Here is a 20,983-nt window from a genome sequence, read left to right as displayed (position 1 = left end):
ATTTATCACCCTATCGAAAAAGCCATTGCTGAAGCTGATCACTTGAGTGATTCAGATCAACAATGGCTATTTAATCTACATTGAAAGAATTTGCGCTTAAGAACAGACTTTATTCATTATCAGTAAAGTACTCAGGATAATGATCTTTGACAATCTTATAGCAACGGTTACATAACTCCGGCGCTTCTTCAATTTGACCCACTTCCGGTCTAACCGCTCGACAGCGTTCACAAATCTCGCCATCTGCTGGAAGTACTTCAATAGCTAAACCATCATAGACAGGGACATGGTCAGTTGCTTGAGCTGGGTCACGGAATTCAAGCTGTGATACGATCAATAATTGATCTAACTGATCACTTAATTCTAAGAGTTTTTCTTTAGTTTCTGAATCCAAGTAGACAATGACTTTGGCTTCAAAGGACTTCTTGATTGGATTTTCATCACGATTCTTTGCTTCCTCTAAAGCTTTTAGAATATGAGAACGCGTATCAAAGAAGATTTGCCATTCATCGACAACCGCCTCTGATTGTTCTAAATCTTGATAATTAGGGAAATCCTGTAGTTGCACAAAGCCTTCCACACCTGGTAATTCTGCCCAAGCTTCTTCCATTGTATGTACAAGGATTGGGGTTAATAAGATGATTAAATCATGTAGTATATGGTAGATTGCTGTCTGCATAGCTCGACGATCATAACTATCCTCAGATTCAATATAAACTACATCTTTAGCAAAATCGAGATAGAATGCTGATAAATCAACCGTAATGAAGTTGATGACCTTCTTGAAAATATCAGAGAAATGATATTTTTGATAATCTTCTTGAATCGCTTGACTCAATAAATTAAATTTAGCCATGATATATTGGTCAACAAATCTAAGCTCGTCTTCAGCTACTGCATCTTTTTCATTGTCAAAATCAGCCACAATCCCTAGCATAAAGCGAATTGTATTACGGATCCGACGATAAGATTCAGCCACTTGTTTCAAGATATCCTGAGAAATGCGAACATCATTTTCATAATCTACAGTTGATACCCATAAACGGATAATATCTGCTCCCAAATCTTTCATTACTTCTTCAGGAGTGATGACGTTTCCTAGTGACTTACTCATCTTCTGACCCTTACCGTCCATTACAAAACCTTGAGAAAGAACAGACTTATAAGGCGGCTCATTATTAACAGCCACTGAAGTCGTAAAACTAGAGTTAAACCAACCACGATATTGGTCTGATCCTTCTAAATACATATCAGCTGGGAATGACAAGTCTTCTCTTGTTCTCAAAACACCTGCATGTGAGCTTCCTGAATCAAACCAAACATCCATAATATCTTCTTCCTTTGTGAAAAGATTGTTAGGACTTTGGGGATGAGTATAACCTTCCGGCAGCAGATCTTCAACCGGCCAGTCAAACCAAATATTGGAACCGTGTTCTTCAATCAAATCTGCTACATGATTAATAACAGCCTCATCTAGAATAGCCGAACCATCCTCAGCATAGATGATCGGCAGAGGGACTCCCCATACTCTCTGACGCGAAATGACCCAGTCTCCGCGATTTTCAATCATATTATAGATACGTCTTTCACCAGATGGATGTAACCATTCAACATCTTCTTTAACGGCGGTTAACAACTGCTGGCGAATTTTCTCAATAGAAGCAAACCATTGTGGCGTTGCTCGGTAAATAACTGGTTTTTTAGTTCGCCAATCATGAGGATAAGAGTGCACAAACTCAGAATAATGCAACAAACTACCATTCTCTTCGATTATTTTTAGCACTTCTTTTTGACCCTTGAGATAGAACATCCCTTCAAAACCTGGTGCCTCATCAGTGAAATGCCCACGGTCATCAATCGGAGACAGGATCTCAAGGCCATAGGCCAATCCAATTTGATAGTCATCTTCCCCGTGTCCAGGTGCAGTATGAACTAATCCTGTACCGGCATCTAGTTCCACATGGTCTCCTACCATAACCAATGATTCACGATCATAAAATGGATGTTGGGCAAGAATATTTTCTAAGTCCTGACCCTTGTATCGATTAACAATTTCATAATCTTCCCAACCACAAGTTTCCGCTACATCCTTGAGTAATTCTTCAGCTACGATGAATTTTCGTTCGCCAGTATTAACCTGAACATAGTCAGCTTGTCCAGCAACAGAAATCCCCATATTTGCCGGTAAAGTCCACGGTGTTGTTGTCCAAATGACAAATTCAACATCGTCGGCAACAATTCCCTTACCATCTCTTACCTTAAAGGCCACATAAATAGAAGGTGAAGTGACATCATGATATTCTACTTCTGCTTCAGCTAGGGAAGATTCACTTGAAGGAGACCAGTAGATAGGTTTAGCCCCTTTATAGATTAAGCCCTTAGCAGCCATCTTAGCAAACACACGAATTTGTTGGGCTTCATATTCTGGAGTCAAGGTTAAGTATGGGTTCTCCCATTCACCAGTTACACCCAGACGCATAAAGTCTTTTTTCTGACTTTCAACTTGCCCTAGAGCATATTCTTCACATAATTTTCTAAATTCGCTAATGCTCATTTCTTTGCGGTTAATCTTCTCTTGCTTAATCATCGCTGACTCAATCGGAAGACCATGAGTATCCCATCCAGGAACATAAGGGGCACGGTAGCCAGACATCGATTTGGACCGGACAATAATATCTTTACTGACCTTATTCATAGCATGTCCCATATGCAGTTTCCCGTTGGCATACGGCGGACCATCATGAAGGATAAAAGTTGGTCGTCCTTGATTTTTTTCTTGAATTTTATGATAGAGATCTTCTTCCAACCATTTTTCTTGGAATTGCGGTTCTCTAGCTGGTAAATTAGCTCGCATAGCAAATTTTGTTTTTCCTAAATTAAGTGTGTCTTTTAACTTCATTTCACTACTCCTTTTATAAATAAAAACGCCCCTGAAAAAGGGACGTTTAAACGCGGTACCACCCAAATTAATGTTATCTAAATAGATATCATTCACTTTATCATGATAACGCTATCTAAGCGAGAAAAGCTACTTGATTTCACTTCTCTAAATAATCAGAGGATAATAATCATTCAAGGGAATGCTAGGCTTCCACCAACCCTAACTCGCTAAAAATTTTAAATAATTATTTTGTTCTGAAATTTTTATTCTTCATCACTAGGTAATTCGATGCGAATTGTTTGTCCAAAATAACTTTCAGTGTCCTTCTTAGGTTCTTCAACTGAAGCTGGATTCACTTCCTCTAAAGTCGATTCATAATCCTGACTAGCAGGTTCGGGTTGAAAATCAGCTGGTGAACTAACTTCCAGGTTATTAGTTGATCCCTCTTCATTGATCTCATTATAATAATTATAAGCTTCCGTGTAAAGATCTTGATTAGTATCTTGACCTGTTGCTTGTTCAAGATGGTCTGGTGCTTGACTTACAGATTCAGTGACTAAATCCTTGGCTGACTGAAAGTCTGCTGCCGTTTCTTCTTCTAATCGATTGGCACGTTGACTAGCTCTTGAAGAAGCAACTTGAAAATCTTCAGGACGGAGATTTGTTTCAAATTCTTGATCAAAAACAGTCGTAAATTCCTCACTAGTAATCATTTGTAATTGACGTCGAACTAAAGATTCAATATCTTGACGATATTGCTTGCTTTGACGACGCAAGGCATCCGTTTCGCCAACAATAGCTTGAGCCTGGTTTGATGCTTCAGCTAAGATCTGATCAGCTTCTCTTTCAGCTTCATAAAGAATTAATTCTGCTTCTTTACGAGCATTTTGTTTCAAACGATCGGCAGCTTCTTGAGCAACAACGATTGAACTATTCAGAGAATCTTGCAGTTGAGCAAAATATTCATTTTTTTCTGTCGCAGCTGATAAAGCTTGAGTTAAACGATGATTTTCATTAATTAAACCTTCATAGTCAGCTACAATTACATCTAAATAATCATTAACTTCATCTGTATCATAACCACGAAATTTAGATTTAAATTCCTTGTTGAGAATTTCATTTGGTGTTAAAGCCATCCCTATTCCTCCTACTTGCTTTCTAATTTATTAATTTTTAATCGGTAATTATCTTTACGGGTCACACCCTCAATAGCAACAATCCAGAAGCGCCCAAACTTTCTCAGTGAGACGATATCTTGTAGACCTACTTCTAGATCCGGGCGATCAACCTCGACAAAGTTTACCTTGACTAGACCCGAATGAATGCTATCTTTGGCACGTTGTCTAGAAAAATTATAGACATTACTCACAAGTGTGTCAAGTCTCATAGAACTAGCTATTACCGTCTCTTCAACCCAAGTTTCACTTGGCAATAGGAGCTGGTCTGAATCAATCGTTTCAAGATGGACACCAACATTACTAATTTTAGTCACTTGTTGGATGAGATAATCGCTAATTCGGTCATCAACAACTAGATGCCAATCAACATTGTCTGTAATAATATCCCCAATTCGGTCACGGTCAATCCCGGTCGATAATAAGGTTCCTAATATTTTACCATGGGATAAATCAGCAAACTTGCTTGGAAAATTAATCCGCAAGCTTTGCAATTGAAAATCCTTGGCCTGGACCTCATAGTAAAGAGGACTGATGACTGCTCTTTGACGTTCAGCTTTAGGATAGGCCCCATCAAAATAGAGCCTTAAATCCTCATTGTTAGCCAGTAATTGTTTGACGATCATCGCCTCTCTCGGAGTTAAAAAGGGTGTTGTATAAGCGACATAGGTATTTTCAACTTGATTAACCCAATCGAACACTTGATTAACGAAAGACTCTTCTTCCTTACGATAATGCTGATAGATATGGTCCATCTCATCTAGCTCCTATTAAAATATTACTGAGATCAATAGACTGATTAATCCCCTTTGAATAAATTGTAAAACAATCAGACCAATTATCACACTAAAACTAATCCCACCTATGGAAGGTATCCAGCGGTCAAAAAAATCTAAGTATGGCCGAGCTAGCTGGGTAATTATCTTACCAAGTTGACTGTCTTGAGCGCCCGGCAACCAAGTCATTAAGGCATAAATAACGAGTATGGTTGAATAGATACGAAAAACTAAATTCACTAAATTAATGATTACCAAATAACATCTCTCCATTTATTACAAAATTCGTACTCTCTTATTCTAACAGAAAATAAGTCATTTGGCTTAATAATAGCTAGCCAAAATCAAATTTTTCACAGAAATTAACAAAAGCAGTAATCAAATGATTACTGCCTGTTAGATCTTTAACGATTTCGTTTACGGAAGAATGGTGGCGTATCTAATTCTTCTTCGCTTGCATTATTTTGATTGGAGATAGATTCCGATTGACTTGGCTGACTAAAGCTACGTCGCTGACTTGGCTTTTCAACTTCTTCTACTTCGCGTGTGTTTTGTTCACGTTTGATATCCCAATCGCTAAATAAGTCTTGCTTCTTGGGCTCTTGCTTACGAGTCTGTGCAGGAGCATTATCGTTAGCTCCTACTACTTGGTCGCTACTATTACTTGTTTGGTTGTTAGTCGCTGGTCTTTGGTTGCTTGAATCCGAAGAAAAGACACGTCGACCTTGACTCTGGTTATTCGGACGTTCAGAATGATTTTCATTTTCAATACCAGTCGCAATAACAGTGACAATCACTTCATCACCCAAGTCATTATTAATGGATGTACCAAAAATAATATTAACATCATTACTAGAAGCATTAGCAACGATTTCACTAGCGTCTTGAGCTTCAAATAAGCCAAGATCTTCGCTACCTGTCACATTCAATAAGATTTGTTCTGCCCCATCTATAGACACTTCAAGTAAAGGCGAGGAGATAGCATTCTTAGTTGCTTCAGCAGTTCTATTTTCACCAGAGGCACGTCCAATCCCCATAAGGGCCATCCCCTTATCCTTCATGACCGTTTGAACATCGGCAAAGTCTAAGTTGATATATCCAGGAGCGGTAATTAAATCTGAAATACCTTGCACACCCTGACGCAAAACATTATCAGCTGCTCTAAAAGCTTCCAACATTGGAGTTTTTCGATCAACCACTTCAAGTAAGCGATTATTCGAAATAACTACAAGCGTATCAACGTTTTCTTTTAAGTTCTGCAACCCTTCAGCTGCTGAACGACTACGTTTAGGGCCTTCAAAGGTAAATGGACGCGTAACCACACCAACCGTTAAGGCACCGCTTTCTTTAGCTAGTTTAGCAACAAATGGGGCCGCACCAGTTCCGGTTCCCCCACCCATTCCAGCAGTAACAAATACAAGGTCCGCTCCATCAAGGGCCGCCTTTAATTGTTCTTCACTTTCTTCAGCTGCTTTAGCGCCAATCTCTGGCAGAGACCCTGCTCCTAAGCCTTTAGTAACTTTAGGGCCTAATTGCAATTTCACATCAGCTTCAGAAGCTTCTAAGGCTTGAGTATCGGTGTTAGCAACAATAAATTCAACACCTTGAACATTTTCTTGGATCATGCGGTTAACAGCATTACCCCCAGCTCCACCAACACCGATGACTTTAATCACAGCATTTGTGTGATTTTCACTTGAATCAAAAGATAATTCCATTATTTTACCTCCTAATATTGAACCTATTCAAAAAATGTTTGGAAGAAACCACGAATACGGTCTAGGAAAGAATTACCATTTGCTGGTTCTTGAACCTGGACTGCATGCTGATCATCTTCGTAATAATAATCACCGTCATCAAATTGAGTAGACTCTAAATAATCATCATAGTAGGAATGAGTTGGACTCGATTCTTTCATTTCTCTTGATTCAGGCGTTATCGTAGCTTGCTTTTGTGGCTCACTTGGAACGCGTTCAATCTGTGGTTGACTGTTACTAGCTTGAGCTTCTTGCGGGAAGGTTCTGGCAACTGGCCGTTTTCTAGATTGATTTTGGCTCATTTGAGCAATCTCTCTTTGATAGGCCCCTTGAGCGATTCGATGAATTTCATCCAAACCAGCCACATAATGCACCAGACCCATACTAGTCGTATAAATAGGGTTACGCATTCCCATTTCTTCTGGAACATAGATACGAACCCGTTCACCAAAGTAAGATTTTGCTAATTCAATTACACCTGGTAAAGAGGATTGACCCCCAGTTAAGACAAAGCCACCTGGTAAATCTAAAGCATCCATCTGCTCAAGATCATCGTAAATAGTTTCAAAAATTTGAGCCAAGCGTGCTTCAATAATTTCAGCTAAATAATGCTCGTCTACCCGGACTGGATCCTTTTTACCAACTGTTTCCACAGGGAAATATTCCTCAGATGAAGTATGATCGGCTACTGCATAACCATACTCTCGCTTAATTCGTTCTGCGTTATCCAGTGATGTATTTAAAATAACAGATATATCTTTGGTTACAAAGTCGCCACCTTCTTGGTCGACAAATGAGTACTTCAACTGATTATCATACAAGATGGAAGCAGATGTTTGTCCGCCACCCATATCAATAATAACGGTTCCGAATTCGCGCTCATCCTGGTTTAAAGCAACAGCCGCAATGGCTTGCGGTTGTAAAATCAAGTCACTGATAACCAAGCCTGCCCTCTCAACACAACGTTTAATATTATGAATAATCGTCTTAGGCCCCGTAATAAGATGAGCGTATAGCTCCAAGCGAACGCCGATCATGCCTCTTGGATCACGAATACCATTGAATCCATCAACGATAAATTCATCAGGAATAATAGTCACGATCTCCCGTTCAGGCGGAACAGAGCGAACTTTTGCTGCTGAAATAACATTATCCACGTCACGAATCGTAATTTCCCGATTTTCTCCAGCGACAGCTATCATTCCATGGCACTGTTCGATTCGTAATTGATTACTAGGCACCCCTACAACGACTTCATTTATCTTAACGTTGGCTTTTTGCTCTGCTTGTGAAATAGCACGTTGAATAGAATACACGGTCTCATCAATATCTACGATAACCCCTCGGCTGAGTCCGCGCGATTTTTCGTTGCCGACACCAATAATATTCACTCGTCCATTCACATATTCGGCCACAACCACTTTGATGGATGTAGTACCGATATCAAGACTAACAAATATTTCTTGATTTCTCATGCAGGAATTGCCCCCCTTTTATCATCTAAATTTATCATACATACTCAATCTTAGCATAAACCCCATCTTTATAGAAGAAAAAGATCAGGAATTCTTAAATTATTTTATTGATTTAAAGGGTGGGAAAGCTCAATCGTTTCAGCTGTTTGTAGGTCAGGGGTAAAATAGGCACCCACTTCTAAGTTAATAACACCTCGTTTACCTTGGATTTGCTCTAGCATTTGAGGATAATAGATCATCTTTTGAGCCAGAGTTGATATAATTCCTTTTACAATATTCCCGTCTTTCATATGAATCTCAACGGCATTCGGCTTTTCACTGGAAGGGATTAAGTAAATTGTATCCATTTGTCCAAGGATTTCTCCATTTAAATTTCTCAATAGATCATTTGCAAGCGGGGCTAATTTTCCTTGCCCTTCAAAGCCTACCAGAACAGGGACTTGATCGAGAATCCCTGAACTTAATTCTTGTTCAGGTTCAAGAGGCAGAATACTTCCGTTAGATAAAAGCGGTAGATATTGGCCCTGATCTTGAGCGACCGCGACAATATCATATTCTTTAACTTGAATCACCAAGGCTAAGTTTTCTCTTTTAAAGACAATACTTTCAAGTGCTGGCAGTTCACTTTTCATTTTTTTCTGAATAGATTCACGTTGAGCATAAATCTTGTCTAGTTTATCCAAGGGAAGGATTCGAGAAGAATTAATAATTTGTTCTTGGCTAATGAAATAATTGTTTTCAACTTGTAACTGATTGACCTTATTAAATGGCAAAAGTTGCCAAGCGCTCAAAACTAAGATAATCAAAAGTAGGATAAAACAGGCAACTAATTCGGTATTAACTTTAACTGCTGGTTGATTTGCCTTAGCTTGCTTGGGGCCTTTCTGGCTAACTCGCCGATGGTGAACATTTTGGTACCAAGAAGCTTGATTGTTATTCCCTTTTGACTTTGCCTTTGTCGGTCGATTGCGATCGAGGCCAGATGGATTCGATGACTGTGAGAACTCTAGCCGATTAGATTGGACCGAATTCCTCGAATTTCGTTTATCGTTTTCATTTTGGATGAAATAATTTCCAGTCATCAAATTCATCCTCCTTTCATGAATTACTTGTCTTCAATTAGTTGCTCTAATGTACTAATAATTCGATCTGTCGCATCAGGTATTCCTAGGCTTTTAGCCTTCATTCTCATTGACTCCAACTGATCTTTGTCATTGATTAATTGATCAACTGTTTGAAATAATTTTAAAGCAGTCAAATCCTTTTCCTCAATCAATAAAGCCGCCCCTTGGTCAACTAAGGATCGTGCATTGTAATATTGATGATTGTTAGTTACATAAGGGCTGGGAATTAAAACACTTGGTAAGCCCAAAGCGGTTAATTCAGTGAGAGTGGTTGCACCACTGCGACAAACAACTAAATCAATGGCATTAAAAACCTCAGGCATATTATCGATATAAGGAACCACTCGTAAGTTGGTCTTATTCAGTTCCATAGCCTCTAGTTCACCCACTAAATCATCAAAGTGAGCTTGTCCAGTCGCGATGATGACTTGATAGTCAACTTGGAGCCAATTCGTTATGGATTGAATCGCTGCTTGATTAATTGCCGGAGCCCCACGGCTTCCTCCAAATATTAAAACTGTCGCTTTTTGATCGTCAAGACCAAACGCTTTTGATAAAACAGGTTCATCACTAAGAGAGGATAGTACTTCCTGACCTCTCGGGTTACCGGTTAAGACTAGCTTATCTTCATAAGAATGAAAATCATCTTTTACCTGCTCAAAACAAATAGCAATCTTATCAACAAATCGACTTAAAAATTTATTGGTTACTCCTGCTACACTATTCTGTTCATGTATTAAGCTAGGGATTTTAAGTAGAGAGGATGCCAAGAGCACCGGCGCACAAACATAACCCCCCGTCCCAATAACTATTTCGGGTTGGAAACTTCTTAATTTGCGCCAAGCAGCAAAACTACTCGTCAGCATCAACCAGATAGATCGTAAATTATTAAAGGAAAGTCGTCTTTCCAGTCCCTGTATTTCAATACTTTCAAAGTCAATGCCAGACTGGGGGACAATTTTTAATTCCAACCCTTTATCCGTTCCAATATACAAGCACTCCAATTCAGGGTTCAATTCTTTGAGACGTTTGACAATTGTCAAAGCAGGATAAATATGTCCTCCTGTTCCTCCGCCTGATACGACTATTTTTTGAATCTGGGTCATAGACTTCCACCCTCCTCTTGGTAAGGAGATATTTCAAGTAGATGATAAACCAATCGCATAAAAGCATCTCCTCTTTCTTCAAAGTTTTTAAATTGATCCCAAGAAGCACAAGCAGGTGAGAATAATATAACTTGACCCTCCTTGGCTTGCTTGTAGGCCGCTTGGGTCGCCTGATCTAAATTGTCAAATAATTCATAAGCTACCTCCACTTGATCAAACACTTCTGCCATTTTAAACTTACTTTCTCCATATAGATAAGCTCTTTTGATCAAAGTTAAATAGGGTTTGAGATCCTCAAAACCATTTCCACGATCCAATCCTCCACCTATGTAGTGAATGGGTTGATGGAAACTTTTAAGTGCTGTAATGGTAGCTGTTGTATTGGTTGCCTTAGAGTCATTATAAAACTTTCGTCCCCCCTGTTCGGCCACCGGTTGGATTCGGTGAGGCATTCCAAGATAGGTCTCAACCACCTCTTGGATCACAGAAGGACTTATTTCATATTGATTGGCTACAGTGATAGCAGCTAGCACATTAGAGATATTATGTTTACCAGGTATTTGAATTGATTGAGTAGATAGAATCTTTTTACCTTTGATAAATAGGTGCTCATCCTCCAAGTAGCTGCCATGTTTTCTAACATAGTCATCCACCTGATCTTGGGCAAATGGAATAAGCTTGGCAGGTGAGTCTTTCAACCACTCTCTTAATTCTTCTTGATCATAATTATAAATTAAATAATCGCTTTCATCTAAGTTCTTGATTAATTTGAGTTTGGCCTCTATATAGGCACTACGACTGCCGTGATAATCCAAGTGGGCTTCAAAGATATTATTAATAATGGCAACCTTTGGATGAAACTCTTGGGTTCCTTCCAATTGAAAACTAGATAATTCCATGACTAAAAGATCGTCTGCTCCTATCTGATCCACTAGTTCTAATACTGGAATACCAATGTTACCGGCCAAAAAAGCTTTTCCAGCGGGATAATGTTGTAATAGAAGGTGAGTTAATAAAGTAACAGTTGATTTACCATTACTTCCGGTAATTCCGATCAGTTGTCCTTTTAAGACCCAACTGGCCAACTCCACATCTGTGTAAATAGGAATTCCTCTTCGCACCGCCTCTTGAACAAATGGAATTTGATAGGGAATACCTGGGTTTTTGACTATATAATCAATCGGCTCATCCAAAATCGATTCTGGATGCCCCGGAGGACAGATGGTCAACCCTCGATCAACCAATGCTTGTAATTCCTGATCATCCTCTAATTCCGTTAGGTTACTTAAACTCACCTTAGCCCCTCTTCTTAGCAAGAAATCAGCGGTGGCTTGTCCAGTACGAGCATAACCAATGATGAGAACATGATCTTGTGAAAAATTTCTAGTCATTTTCTTCCTCCTATAAACCTACAACCAGGTAAATGACTGAAGAGAGTAGCCCCACCAACCAGAAGACACCAACGACTTTTCGCTCAGACCAGCCAATCATTTCAAAATGATGGTGAATGGGACTCATCTTAAGCAAGCGCTTGCCCGTTAGTTTAAAACTGGTGACTTGCAAAATAACACTCAGGGTCTCAACAACAAAAACAAAGCCAATAATCAATAAACTCCAAGGACGATTAAGGATTAATGAAATAACTGCCAGACCTGCTCCTAAAGCAAGAGACCCCACATCTCCCATAAATATCTTGGCAGGTCGCTTATTAAAGATCAAGAAACCTGTCAAGGCGGAAACGATAATCAGACAAATTAAGGCTAGCGTCACTTCTCCTTGTTGATAACTCAAGAAGGCATAGCTTGCATAAGCAATCATTGACAGACCCGTTGCTAAACCATCTAGACCATCGGTCAAATTAACGGCGTTTGAAAAGCCTGTAATCCAAAAAAATGTAAATAAAGCAACCAAAAGAAAAGATTTAATTTCGACTGAAAAGAAAGGAATAGCGATCGGCGCATCTAAGCTAAATCCAATCAAACTAATCAGGATGGAAAAAACGATTTGACTAATAAATTTTTGCTTGGCAGTCAAACCTTCATTTTGTTTTTTAAAAATACTGATAAAATCATCAACAAATCCGATCCCTCCAAATAAAAGGAAGGTTAAAAATAACATAATTGTCTGATAATTAAAGCTTTGCGTATACACACTGAAAATAGATAAAGTCAGTAATATTGCAAACACAAAAACAGTTCCCCCCATGGTAGGGGTGCCGGTCTTTACTTGATGCCATAAAGGCCCATCTTCTCGTGTTGTTTGTCCAATTTTCTTTTTGTTAAAGATATGAATAAAAGAAGGCATCAAACACACTGTCAAAATAAAACTGATGGCAATAAAAAACAGTTCAATCATGGTAAATTCCTTTCTATTCTCTTCTGGATGGCTTGCCTAACCTCTGCTACCTCATCAAACGCTAGCGATTGATCGCCTATAATTTGATAAGGTTCGCCACCTTTTCCGGCGAATAAAATGGTGTCCCCTGCTTGGGCTAAGTCAACAGCAAATTGAATAGCCTCTTTACGATCTTCAATGATTTGATAAGATTTCTTAGTTTGCTCGGGAAGCATCTCTTGACAGATATGGAGAACTGATTCATTTCTTGGATTATCAGCCGTTAGGACAACATAGTCACTCCATTTAAATAAGGCCTCTCCGATTCCTGGTCTAGCTCCACTATCGCGGTTACCCCCACTATGTCCCATCATACTGATCAGACGTCCTTGGGTATGATTTTTTAGGTCTTCAAGCACTTTATCTACGGCATCTGCTGTATGGGCAAAGTCAACCACAGCCAAAAAATCTTGCCCCTGGTCAACTACTTGCATCCGACCAGTGACACCTTTAAATGATTGGATCGCTTGAATCACTTGCTCAGGCTGGAAATGATAATAATTAGTTAAGCAGAGAAAGGCCGCTAGAAAATTAGACACATTATAAATACCAATCATCGGTAACAAACATGTATAATCATGATCCTGATAACGAATGCTAAAGGTTAATTGGTTATCACTTTCTTCTATTGAATGAGCGTAAGCAGTAGCTGTAGGATCTTCCAAACTATAAGTTAAGATTTCCGCACTGGTCGCTCTTAGCATTCGTCTCCAATAGGAATCATCTTTATTAAGGATTGCTATTCTAGGCCGTCCATTAACTAATCGTTGCCCCAATTGACTAAACAAGAGCGACTTAGCCATGGCATAGTGATCCATGTCCTGGTGAAAATCTAAGTGCTCGCGAGTGAGATTGGTATATATAGCACAATCGACATCTGTATACCACAGACGACCTAATTCTAGAGCATGGGAGGATGCTTCAATGATAGCATCTTGACAGCCCTGATCCAGCATCTGGCGAAAAAGTCTTTGCAAATGAACAGCATTAGGCGTTGTATTAACAGCGGGATACAACTGATCGGCCACTTTATAATGAAGCGTTCCAATCAGACCAGTTGGTCGTTCTAATAACTCTAATAAGTCACTAATCATTGATGATGTGGTCGTCTTCCCATTGGTCCCAGTAATAGCAACTAAATTTAGTTGGGTGGAAGGCTGACCATAATAAAGGTTCGCCAACAATGCTTGCGTTCGATAAGTTGAAGGTACACGAACTACCGTCGCCTGATCAAGGAATTTAGGAGACACTTCCTCCTCAACGACGATTAACTCGGCTCCTAACTCAATCGCTTGCTCTAAAACTTGGTGACCATCAAAATTTTCACCCTTTATCGCTACATAACATGCTCCAGGAATAATTTCTCGGTGATCATTGACTAATTTTGTAACGGTATTATTCAGCAAATGAGCAGGCCCTTGAACCTGCTTATCGAGTATATAATCAATTAATTCCTTTTGATTCATGATGGCTCCTTTCATTCCTTGATGATTAGATTATCCACTAAGGGATGGAATACTTCCGCTAAAATTTGACTGCCCAGTAAACCTTGACTCTTTTGAGGTTGCTTCATCGTTAAATAGACCATATATTGAGGCTGATCAGCAGGAAGGAAGGCAACAACTGAGTGAATATAATCATTAGGGCCTGTTAAATAACCGTTGCCATTTGGATCAGCAATCTGAGCTGTCCCTGTCTTGGCTGCTACTTTTACTCCTGTATGCTTGAAAGACTGAGCCGTTCCATATGGGGCCTCCACCGTATCTACCATAACCTTCAAAATATGGTTGGCTGCTTCAGGTGAAACGACTTGCTTGGCTTCAAGTTGACTGCCGCCCTTCTCTTCATCTATTAAATACTTAAGAGGTTGGATCTTACCCTGGTTAGCTACGGCTGAATAGGCGTTTAAGAGTTGGATAGGCGTCGTTAGCAATCCTTGACCGAATCCAGACATAATCGCATTAACTGGGTTATCAAAATCAATCAAACCACTGGATTCATTCAATAAACCACTTTGACTAGACTTGCCGAAACCAAAGTTGGCCAGTGCTTTTTGCCAAGTTTCAAGCCCCATATCTTCAACAAGTTTAACCATTAAAACATTACTGGACCGTGCTAAACCTTCATCATAAGTAATTTCTCCCCAACCAGTCACATTATAGTCGTGTACTGTTTGATCGTAAACATCTATATTACCTGATTGGTATTTTTTGTTTCCTTCATAGACCCCCACATCAATAGCGGTAGCCGTCGTTAATATTTTAATAGTAGATCCTGGTTCAAAACTATCTTCAACTAGTAAATGACGCCATTCATCTTCGATACCTTCTCGGTTATTTAAGTTAAAGCTAGGACGTTGACCGGCAGCCAGCAAATGACCGTTAGACAAATCAACAACATATGCTTGTATATTTTCAGGTTGGTATTTCTGGTAATTCTCTTGCAATAATTTTTCTAATACTTGTTGAATGCGAGAATCAATGGTCAGTAATAAATCACGTCCTGGAACTTCTAACTCACTGACACCATTCAGCTCCTCATCAAAGGCGGCTTCTACCCCTAACTGACCCTGAAATACATGGTCCGAGTCTGCTTCGAGCGTTGCATAACCTAATAAATGGGAGGCATAGAAATCATTGACATAATAACGTCGTCTTGATTCTTTGAAACCAACTCCCGATAAACCCGTTGCTTCGATGGCCTCTTTTTGTTGACTGGATAAGTGACTACCAGCCACACCAAACTCAACTTGCTGCAAGTCCTTGTTATCCAGAAGTCTTTGCAAAATTTCATCTCGTGATAGATTAAGGTGCTGTGAAAGAATGGAAGCAGCCTGATCGTAATCTTCAATCTTACCTTCCTTCCACCCATCTTGCAAGACCGCATAGATTGAATAAGAAGTAGTATCAATGGCTAGCGGGTGACCACTCGAGTCATAGATCGTTCCCCTTCTAGTACCAGTGACACTACTTCTTTCTTCAGCTTGTTGGTATTGAGTTAGATTGACACCATTACTTTCTTTAACAACTGCTAATTGAAATAATCTTCCAAAACAGATAAGGATAACGATGGTGAAAAAGAATAGCAAATATAAAATACTTGAATTTAAGTTTTTTGATGATTTTTGTTGCTTCATGGGTTAACATCCTTCACCTGATTAGGATTAACAGACATTCCTTCTCGCTTGGCTGCCTCAATGACAGTTTGATAATTATAAGCTTGACTTATTTCATACAATAAATTATCGGATTGTGTATTTAAATGACGAGCTTCTTCGCGGTAATGCTGGCTAGCTTGATCTATTTCATGGTTCTGCATTTGCTGTGCAAAAATCCCAGCGATCAAAGCCAAAATAAGGACCGCGAAAAACATCACTAATCCAGAGTGACGCCAGGTCCATTTTTGTTGGCTAGCTCTATTAGCATTAAAAGAATTATGTTTTACATTTTTTGAAGTGGGAGTGTTGGATCGTGGTTTTACAGCGACATTACCAATCACTTCATTGAAAGAAGATGGATGGTGGTAATCTTCAAGTGGTATTTTATTCATGATCCTTTCCCTCCCTTTTATCAAATTTTTTCAATAATTCTTAGCTTGGCACTCCGTGCTCGATTATTATTTTCAAGCTCTTGGTCACTAGCCACTATCGGCTTGCGATTAACTAGTCTAAACTTAGGTTTCAATTCCTCGGGAACAATTGGTAAATTAGGCGGTAACTCAGGAAGTGCAGATACTTCTTTAAACATTTGCTTAACCAATCGGTCTTCCAAAGAATGGAAAGTGATTACCGCTAAACGTCCCCCTGGCTTAAGAAGCTCTAAGGCTTGTTCCAGCGAACTCTCTACAGCCCCTAATTCGTCATTAACTGCAATTCGAATCGCTTGAAAGGTTCGCTTGGCTGGGTGCCCTCCAGTCCTTCTCGTTGCTGCAGGGATTGCCTGTTTGATAATCTCAGCTAATTGAGTGGTCGTTTCAATGGATTGAGTCTTGCGCTCACTTTCAATTAAACGAGCAATCCGTTTAGCAAATTTTTCCTCACCATAGCGATAAATAATATTGACGAGATCTTGATAGGGCCACTCATTAACCACTTCATAGGCCGATAAATCTTGATTTTGGTCCATCCGCATATCTAATCGGGCTTCCTTACGATAAGAAAAACCTCGCTGACCATGGTCTAATTGAGGAGATGAAACACCTAGATCGTAATAGATACCATCGATTTCATATATTCCCTGCTCGGCCAACTTATCCTTCAAGTGACGAAAATTTGAATAAATTAGAGTTACTTGCCCTTGGTCAATTGAATCTTTCAAGCGAACTTCGGCATTTTCTAAGGCCTCTTGATCCTGATCAAAGGCTATCAGATGCCCCTTCAAATCTAATTGTGTCAAAAGATATTGAGCATGACCCGAACCGCCTAGTGTCCCATCTACATATACGCCTTCAGGGTCTACATTCAGCCCATTAATTGTTTCTTCTAATAAGACTGTATCATGATTAAAATTCATCTATACCTCCTAAAATCCGAAATCAATCATTTCTTCTGCTATCGTTTCAAAATTCTCTTCAGCAACGTCAGCAAATGCTTCCCAATTCGCTTGGCTCCAAATTTCAATTCGATCCGAAACACCGATAATTCGGCATTCTTTCTCAATCTTAGCGAATTGACGAAGATTTGCTGGAATATTGATTCGCCCCTGTTTATCGATTTCAACTTCAGTGGCAGCTGAGTAGAAAAATCGAGTAAAAGCACGCGCATCTTTTTTGGCTAGTGGTAATTGCTTTAATTTATCTTGAATATTTTCCCAACTTTTCATCGGAAAGCCAAACAAGCACCCATCTAGACCTCGGGTAATAATAAACATTTCTTCCAGATCATTACGAAATTTAGCAGGAATAATTAGTCGCCCTTTGGTATCAATATTATGTGTAAACTCACCAATAAGCATACTAATCCCCCTTTTACCCTAAGTAATAATAGTCTACCACAAGTCTCCACTTTCTACCACTTTTTTCCCACTTTATACAAAAAAAACGGAAGGCATTCCCACGCCTTCCGTTTGCAAACGAATTTGAAGAAAAATCTTACTTTGATTCAAGAATAAAATTATCTAAAATAAGTGTAAAATCTGAGCAGTATGAGTGATAAGACAAAAAAGAAAAAAAGAGTAAACAGTATTTTACTTGCAGGTAAATAAAAACGTTTAAACCTAAAGGGGCCTGTTTTAGGATTTTTGGCTTGCTGGTATAAAACCATCAGCAAAACAATAGTGGAAATAAACAAGATAAGCGGTAATAAATTAAAATCATAGATGAGAACACTTAAAGATGATATTAAAACCATTAATATGGGCAAGCAATAAATGGCCAGGGTTATCCGCCAACCCATTATCTGTCTAAGTTGAGGAAAAGAGTAGCGCTTGAAATAGTAGATAGACAAAATGGGTAACAGATACATTACTATCTCACCCCAAACAAATGAACTTGGCAATTCTCTCACCCCTTAGTATCTTTACCACCAATTATAGCATAAGTTACGGACAATCCTTGACTCAAATACAAAAAAACAGACATTGAATCAATACTGCATCTATATCTTAATCTAGCACAATGTTAGTAAGATATTTATCACTATTGAAAATGTCTGCTAAATAAATCTATGATAATCACTCAATAAAATTAACAATATGTTGCCAAGTATCTTGATTCAAAACTTCCCAATATTTCCCATCACCGATGAGGCAATAACCAATAAATAAACCGATGATAAAAAAGATCACAAGTATCAGAATAAAAATTAAAATCTTACCTAATAACTTTAAAGTTTCGTTGAATGAAGAATATGAGAGACCGTTATGGTTCATAATTCCCCTCCTCATATACCTAGTCTAGTACGCCACCATTTAGTGAAACGTTGCCAAATTGATCGCTTGTTATTAGAGGAAAGAGTCTCAAGGTCACCGTTTTTGATTAGATCTAGCATCAATCCACTACCGATTGCAACACAAGACATGGGTTGTTCGGCTTTAATGACCGTCACCGCCAAATGATGACTTAAGAAAGAATCCATGTTATAAATCATTGCTCCGCCACCCGTTAACATAACCCCTCGCTCAAAGATGTCGGCTTGTAGTTCAGGAGGCACTGATTCTAATACCCTTTTAGCGGTTCTAGCAATAATGATTAATTGATCCCTGAGAGCTAAATAGATATCATTGGAATCAATATTAATCGCGCGAGGCAATCCTGATACCAAATCACGACCCTTAACTTCATAGGAAACAAGTTCTTTATCTGTCAACAGAGTAGCTGAAGCAATCGCACATTTTGCTGCTTCAGCTGTCCGTTGCCCAATTAATAATTGATCTTGATCTTGGATGAATTGGATAATTCTTTGATCAAAGTCATCCCCGGCTAGTTTTATGGATTCACTTGCAACAATATCCTTCCCAGAAAGAACAACAATATCCGTCGTTCCACCACCTATATCGATGACCATGTTACCACTAGCATTTAGTATGTCAATTCCCGCTCCGATTCCGGCAATTTTTGCTTCTTCTTCAACAAATATATTGCCTGCTCCAAGTTGCTGCATGGCCTCGACCAAAGCTATTTTTTCAACTTCACTTACATTTGTGGGAGCACAAATTAACACATCAGGTCTTGAAAATAACTGGCGCTGATAGATTCTTTCAAAAAATAACACCAGCATGGCTTCTGTTAAGGCAAAATCCGAAATGACACCCCCCTTTAAAGGTTGAATCACTTCAATCGACTGCGAGGTTCGACCGATCATTTCTCTGGCTTCTTTACCAATTGCTACAATCTCATCGTTGGTCTTATCAACTGCTACCAGGGAAGGTTCGTTGAGAACAATCCCATGGCCCTTCAAGTGAATCAAGACATTGGCTGTTCCTAAGTCAATTCCAATTTCTCTAGCCATGTCTAAGCCTCAATTCATACTATATTCTAACTTTATCACTCACCTGAACGTCTTGACTATGCTTAATCCGTTCAATATTAGCACCTAGGTCTTTTAATTTTTCATGGAAACGATAATAACCTCGGTCTAAATACTTCAATTCACTAACACGCGTAATTCCTTCTGCACATAAGCCAGCAATAACAAGAGCGGCGGCTGCTCTTAAATCAGTAGCCTTAACGCGGGCACCTGTTAAATGATTAGGTCCGTACATAATGACAGTTTGACGTTCAATCGTAAATTTAGCTCCCATTCGACGTAATTCTTCAAAATGCATAAAACGATTTTCAAAAACCGTCTCATTCAAGGCACTAGTGCCTTCTGCTAATAATTGAGCAATGGTCATTTGCGATTGCATATCTGTCGGAAAGCCAGGATATGGAAGTGTTTTTACATCAGTCGCTTTTAGCTTGTCTGGGCCAAATACTCGGATACCATTTTGATATTCTTCAAATTTAACGCCCATTTCTTCTAACTTACTAATAAGTGGGCGATTATGGTCACGAATAGCTCCTTCTACAAGTACATCTCCGCCAGTTACAGCAGCTGCTACCATAAATGTCCCTGCCTCAATTCGGTCAGGAATCACACTATGCTGGGTTCCATGAAGTTTTTCAACTCCTTGAATTTTGATGATCTCAGTACCTGCGCCTGTCACTTTGGCTCCCATCTTATTAAGGAAGTTAGCTAAATCCACAATTTCAGGCTCCTGAGCCACATTTTCTAGAATTGTTACTCCTTTTGCCATTGTAGCAGCCATCATGATATTCTCAGTAGCCCCGACACTTGGAAAATCCAAATAGATTCGAGCCCCAACTAATTGGTCACATGAAGCTTCCACATAGCCTGATTGACTATCTATCTTAGCGCCCAAAGCCTCGAACCCCTTCAAGTGTAGGTCAATTGGACGTGTCCCAATCGCACAGCCTCCAGGTAAAGCAACCTTGGCGTGACCATAACGAGCTAATAAAGGACCCATAACCACAATTGAAGCGCGCATCTTAGAGACAAAATCGTAATCAGCAATTGACGCAACGTCTCCAGTTGCATCTAAGGTCATAGTATTGGTAGCTTGATCAAAGTCAGTTTTTACATTGATATTATTTAATAATTCATTAAGAGTAAAAACATCAGACAAGATGGGGACGTTCTTCAGAATTGTTGGGCTGTCCTGAGCTAAGATACTAGCAGCCAAAATAGGTAAGACAGCATTCTTAGCACCTTCAACCTTTACAATTCCTTCAAGTCGTTGACCACCTTGTACAATAATTTCTTCCATTATTAATAATTCTCCTTTGTTAAGAAAATCT

18 protein-coding genes are annotated in these 20,983 nt (G+C 39.2%); all 18 read right to left on the bottom strand.

Annotated features, from left to right (window positions below; genetic code table 11):
- Positions 1–109: 109 nt before the first annotated feature.
- On the bottom strand, positions 110–2,899 hold the full coding sequence (gene ileS, locus T408_RS0105240) for an isoleucine--tRNA ligase (RefSeq protein WP_028119019.1): 2,790 nt from the start codon (positions 2,897–2,899) through the stop codon (positions 110–112).
- A gap of 245 nt (positions 2,900–3,144) precedes the next feature.
- Positions 3,145–4,017 carry a DivIVA domain-containing protein gene (locus tag T408_RS10960; RefSeq protein WP_051444806.1) on the bottom strand — a complete coding sequence of 291 codons (873 nt, stop codon included), beginning with the start codon at positions 4,015–4,017 and terminating at the stop codon, positions 3,145–3,147.
- An 11-nt stretch (positions 4,018–4,028) separates the two neighbouring features.
- The gene (locus T408_RS0105230) at positions 4,029–4,811 is read right to left on the bottom strand and encodes a YlmH family RNA-binding protein (protein WP_028119018.1); all 783 of its coding nucleotides are present in this window, start codon (positions 4,809–4,811) and stop codon (positions 4,029–4,031) included.
- 15 nt (positions 4,812–4,826) lie between these two features.
- Positions 4,827–5,090 carry a YggT family protein gene (locus tag T408_RS0105225; protein ID WP_028119017.1) on the bottom strand — a complete coding sequence of 88 codons (264 nt, stop codon included), beginning with the start codon at positions 5,088–5,090 and terminating at the stop codon, positions 4,827–4,829.
- 146 nt (positions 5,091–5,236) lie between these two features.
- Entirely contained in the window at positions 5,237–6,550 is a 1,314-nt protein-coding gene (gene ftsZ / locus T408_RS0105220; RefSeq protein WP_028119016.1) for a cell division protein FtsZ, read from the bottom strand.
- A gap of 23 nt (positions 6,551–6,573) precedes the next feature.
- Positions 6,574–8,064, bottom strand: coding sequence for a cell division protein FtsA (gene ftsA, locus T408_RS0105215; RefSeq protein WP_028119015.1), 1,491 nt, complete (start codon positions 8,062–8,064; stop codon positions 6,574–6,576).
- A 104-nt stretch (positions 8,065–8,168) separates the two neighbouring features.
- Positions 8,169–9,146 carry a cell division protein FtsQ/DivIB gene (locus T408_RS0105210; RefSeq protein WP_028119014.1) on the bottom strand — a complete coding sequence of 326 codons (978 nt, stop codon included), beginning with the start codon at positions 9,144–9,146 and terminating at the stop codon, positions 8,169–8,171.
- Positions 9,147–9,169: 23 nt separating this feature from the next.
- Positions 9,170–10,294: an undecaprenyldiphospho-muramoylpentapeptide beta-N-acetylglucosaminyltransferase gene (gene murG / locus T408_RS0105205; RefSeq protein WP_028119013.1), complete on the bottom strand. Its 1,125-nt coding sequence runs from the start codon at positions 10,292–10,294 to the stop codon at positions 9,170–9,172.
- A complete protein-coding gene (murD, locus tag T408_RS10955) occupies positions 10,291–11,685 on the bottom strand; it encodes a UDP-N-acetylmuramoyl-L-alanine--D-glutamate ligase (protein WP_035420181.1) in 1,395 nt (464 codons plus the stop codon). Before murD ends, murG begins: the two co-directional genes overlap by 4 nt.
- Before the next feature lie 10 nt (positions 11,686–11,695).
- On the bottom strand, positions 11,696–12,649 hold the full coding sequence (gene mraY / locus T408_RS0105195; RefSeq protein ID WP_028119012.1) for a phospho-N-acetylmuramoyl-pentapeptide-transferase: 954 nt from the start codon (positions 12,647–12,649) through the stop codon (positions 11,696–11,698).
- The gene (locus T408_RS0105190; RefSeq protein WP_028119011.1) at positions 12,646–14,154 is read right to left on the bottom strand and encodes a UDP-N-acetylmuramoyl-L-alanyl-D-glutamate--2,6-diaminopimelate ligase; all 1,509 of its coding nucleotides are present in this window, start codon (positions 14,152–14,154) and stop codon (positions 12,646–12,648) included. Before T408_RS0105190 ends, mraY begins: the two co-directional genes overlap by 4 nt.
- 11 nt (positions 14,155–14,165) lie before the next feature.
- Positions 14,166–15,824, bottom strand: a complete 1,659-nt coding sequence (locus tag T408_RS0105185; RefSeq protein WP_028119010.1) for a peptidoglycan D,D-transpeptidase FtsI family protein — start codon at positions 15,822–15,824, stop codon at positions 14,166–14,168.
- Positions 15,821–16,237 carry a hypothetical protein gene (locus T408_RS0105180; protein ID WP_028119009.1) on the bottom strand — a complete coding sequence of 139 codons (417 nt, stop codon included), beginning with the start codon at positions 16,235–16,237 and terminating at the stop codon, positions 15,821–15,823. Before T408_RS0105180 ends, T408_RS0105185 begins: the two co-directional genes overlap by 4 nt.
- Before the next feature lie 20 nt (positions 16,238–16,257).
- Positions 16,258–17,199 (bottom strand): 16S rRNA (cytosine(1402)-N(4))-methyltransferase RsmH, encoded by a 942-nt coding sequence (rsmH, locus tag T408_RS0105175; protein ID WP_028119008.1) that lies wholly within the window; start codon positions 17,197–17,199, stop codon positions 16,258–16,260.
- 9 nt (positions 17,200–17,208) lie between these two features.
- Positions 17,209–17,640, bottom strand: a complete 432-nt coding sequence (mraZ, locus tag T408_RS0105170) for a division/cell wall cluster transcriptional repressor MraZ (protein ID WP_028119007.1) — start codon at positions 17,638–17,640, stop codon at positions 17,209–17,211.
- Between the two features lie 717 nt (positions 17,641–18,357).
- Positions 18,358–18,555 (bottom strand): DNA-directed RNA polymerase subunit beta, encoded by a 198-nt coding sequence (locus T408_RS0105165; RefSeq protein WP_035420178.1) that lies wholly within the window; start codon positions 18,553–18,555, stop codon positions 18,358–18,360.
- Positions 18,556–18,566: 11 nt separating this feature from the next.
- Positions 18,567–19,634 carry a rod shape-determining protein gene (gene mreB, locus T408_RS0105160; RefSeq protein WP_028119005.1) on the bottom strand — a complete coding sequence of 356 codons (1,068 nt, stop codon included), beginning with the start codon at positions 19,632–19,634 and terminating at the stop codon, positions 18,567–18,569.
- Positions 19,635–19,653: 19 nt separating this feature from the next.
- On the bottom strand, positions 19,654–20,952 hold the full coding sequence (murA, locus tag T408_RS0105155) for a UDP-N-acetylglucosamine 1-carboxyvinyltransferase (RefSeq protein WP_028119004.1): 1,299 nt from the start codon (positions 20,950–20,952) through the stop codon (positions 19,654–19,656).
- Between the last annotated feature and the right edge of the window lie 31 nt (positions 20,953–20,983).

This window comes from Hutsoniella sourekii ATCC 700629 (assembly GCF_000518205.1).
Classification (GTDB): domain Bacteria; phylum Bacillota; class Bacilli; order Lactobacillales; family Aerococcaceae; genus Hutsoniella; species Hutsoniella sourekii.
The sequence above is the reverse complement of the archived record's forward strand: the minus strand, read 5'-3'. Positions and strand labels throughout refer to the sequence as shown.

Bases quoted from the DNA above. Each gene is read 5' to 3' on its own strand.
- T408_RS10960 (WP_051444806.1), bottom strand. From the start codon at position 4,017: ATGGCTTTAACACCAAATGAAATTCTCAACAAGGAATTTAAATCTAAA.
- T408_RS0105185 (WP_028119010.1), bottom strand. From the start codon at position 15,824: ATGAAGCAACAAAAATCATCAAAAAACTTAAATTCAAGTATTTTATAT.
- murA (WP_028119004.1), bottom strand. From the start codon at position 20,952: ATGGAAGAAATTATTGTACAAGGTGGTCAACGACTTGAAGGAATTGTA.
- mraZ (WP_028119007.1), bottom strand. From the start codon at position 17,640: ATGCTTATTGGTGAGTTTACACATAATATTGATACCAAAGGGCGACTA.
- murD (WP_035420181.1), bottom strand. From the start codon at position 11,685: ATGACTAGAAATTTTTCACAAGATCATGTTCTCATCATTGGTTATGCT.
- mreB (WP_028119005.1), bottom strand. From the start codon at position 19,634: ATGGCTAGAGAAATTGGAATTGACTTAGGAACAGCCAATGTCTTGATT.
- rsmH (WP_028119008.1), bottom strand. From the start codon at position 17,199: ATGAATTTTAATCATGATACAGTCTTATTAGAAGAAACAATTAATGGG.
- T408_RS0105180 (WP_028119009.1), bottom strand. From the start codon at position 16,237: ATGAATAAAATACCACTTGAAGATTACCACCATCCATCTTCTTTCAAT.
- ftsA (WP_028119015.1), bottom strand. From the start codon at position 8,064: ATGAGAAATCAAGAAATATTTGTTAGTCTTGATATCGGTACTACATCC.
- mraY (WP_028119012.1), bottom strand. From the start codon at position 12,649: ATGATTGAACTGTTTTTTATTGCCATCAGTTTTATTTTGACAGTGTGT.
- T408_RS0105165 (WP_035420178.1), bottom strand. From the start codon at position 18,555: ATGAACCATAACGGTCTCTCATATTCTTCATTCAACGAAACTTTAAAG.
- ftsZ (WP_028119016.1), bottom strand. From the start codon at position 6,550: ATGGAATTATCTTTTGATTCAAGTGAAAATCACACAAATGCTGTGATT.
- T408_RS0105230 (WP_028119018.1), bottom strand. From the start codon at position 4,811: ATGGACCATATCTATCAGCATTATCGTAAGGAAGAAGAGTCTTTCGTT.
- T408_RS0105210 (WP_028119014.1), bottom strand. From the start codon at position 9,146: ATGACTGGAAATTATTTCATCCAAAATGAAAACGATAAACGAAATTCG.
- murG (WP_028119013.1), bottom strand. From the start codon at position 10,294: ATGACCCAGATTCAAAAAATAGTCGTATCAGGCGGAGGAACAGGAGGA.
- ileS (WP_028119019.1), bottom strand. From the start codon at position 2,899: ATGAAGTTAAAAGACACACTTAATTTAGGAAAAACAAAATTTGCTATG.
- T408_RS0105190 (WP_028119011.1), bottom strand. From the start codon at position 14,154: ATGAATCAAAAGGAATTAATTGATTATATACTCGATAAGCAGGTTCAA.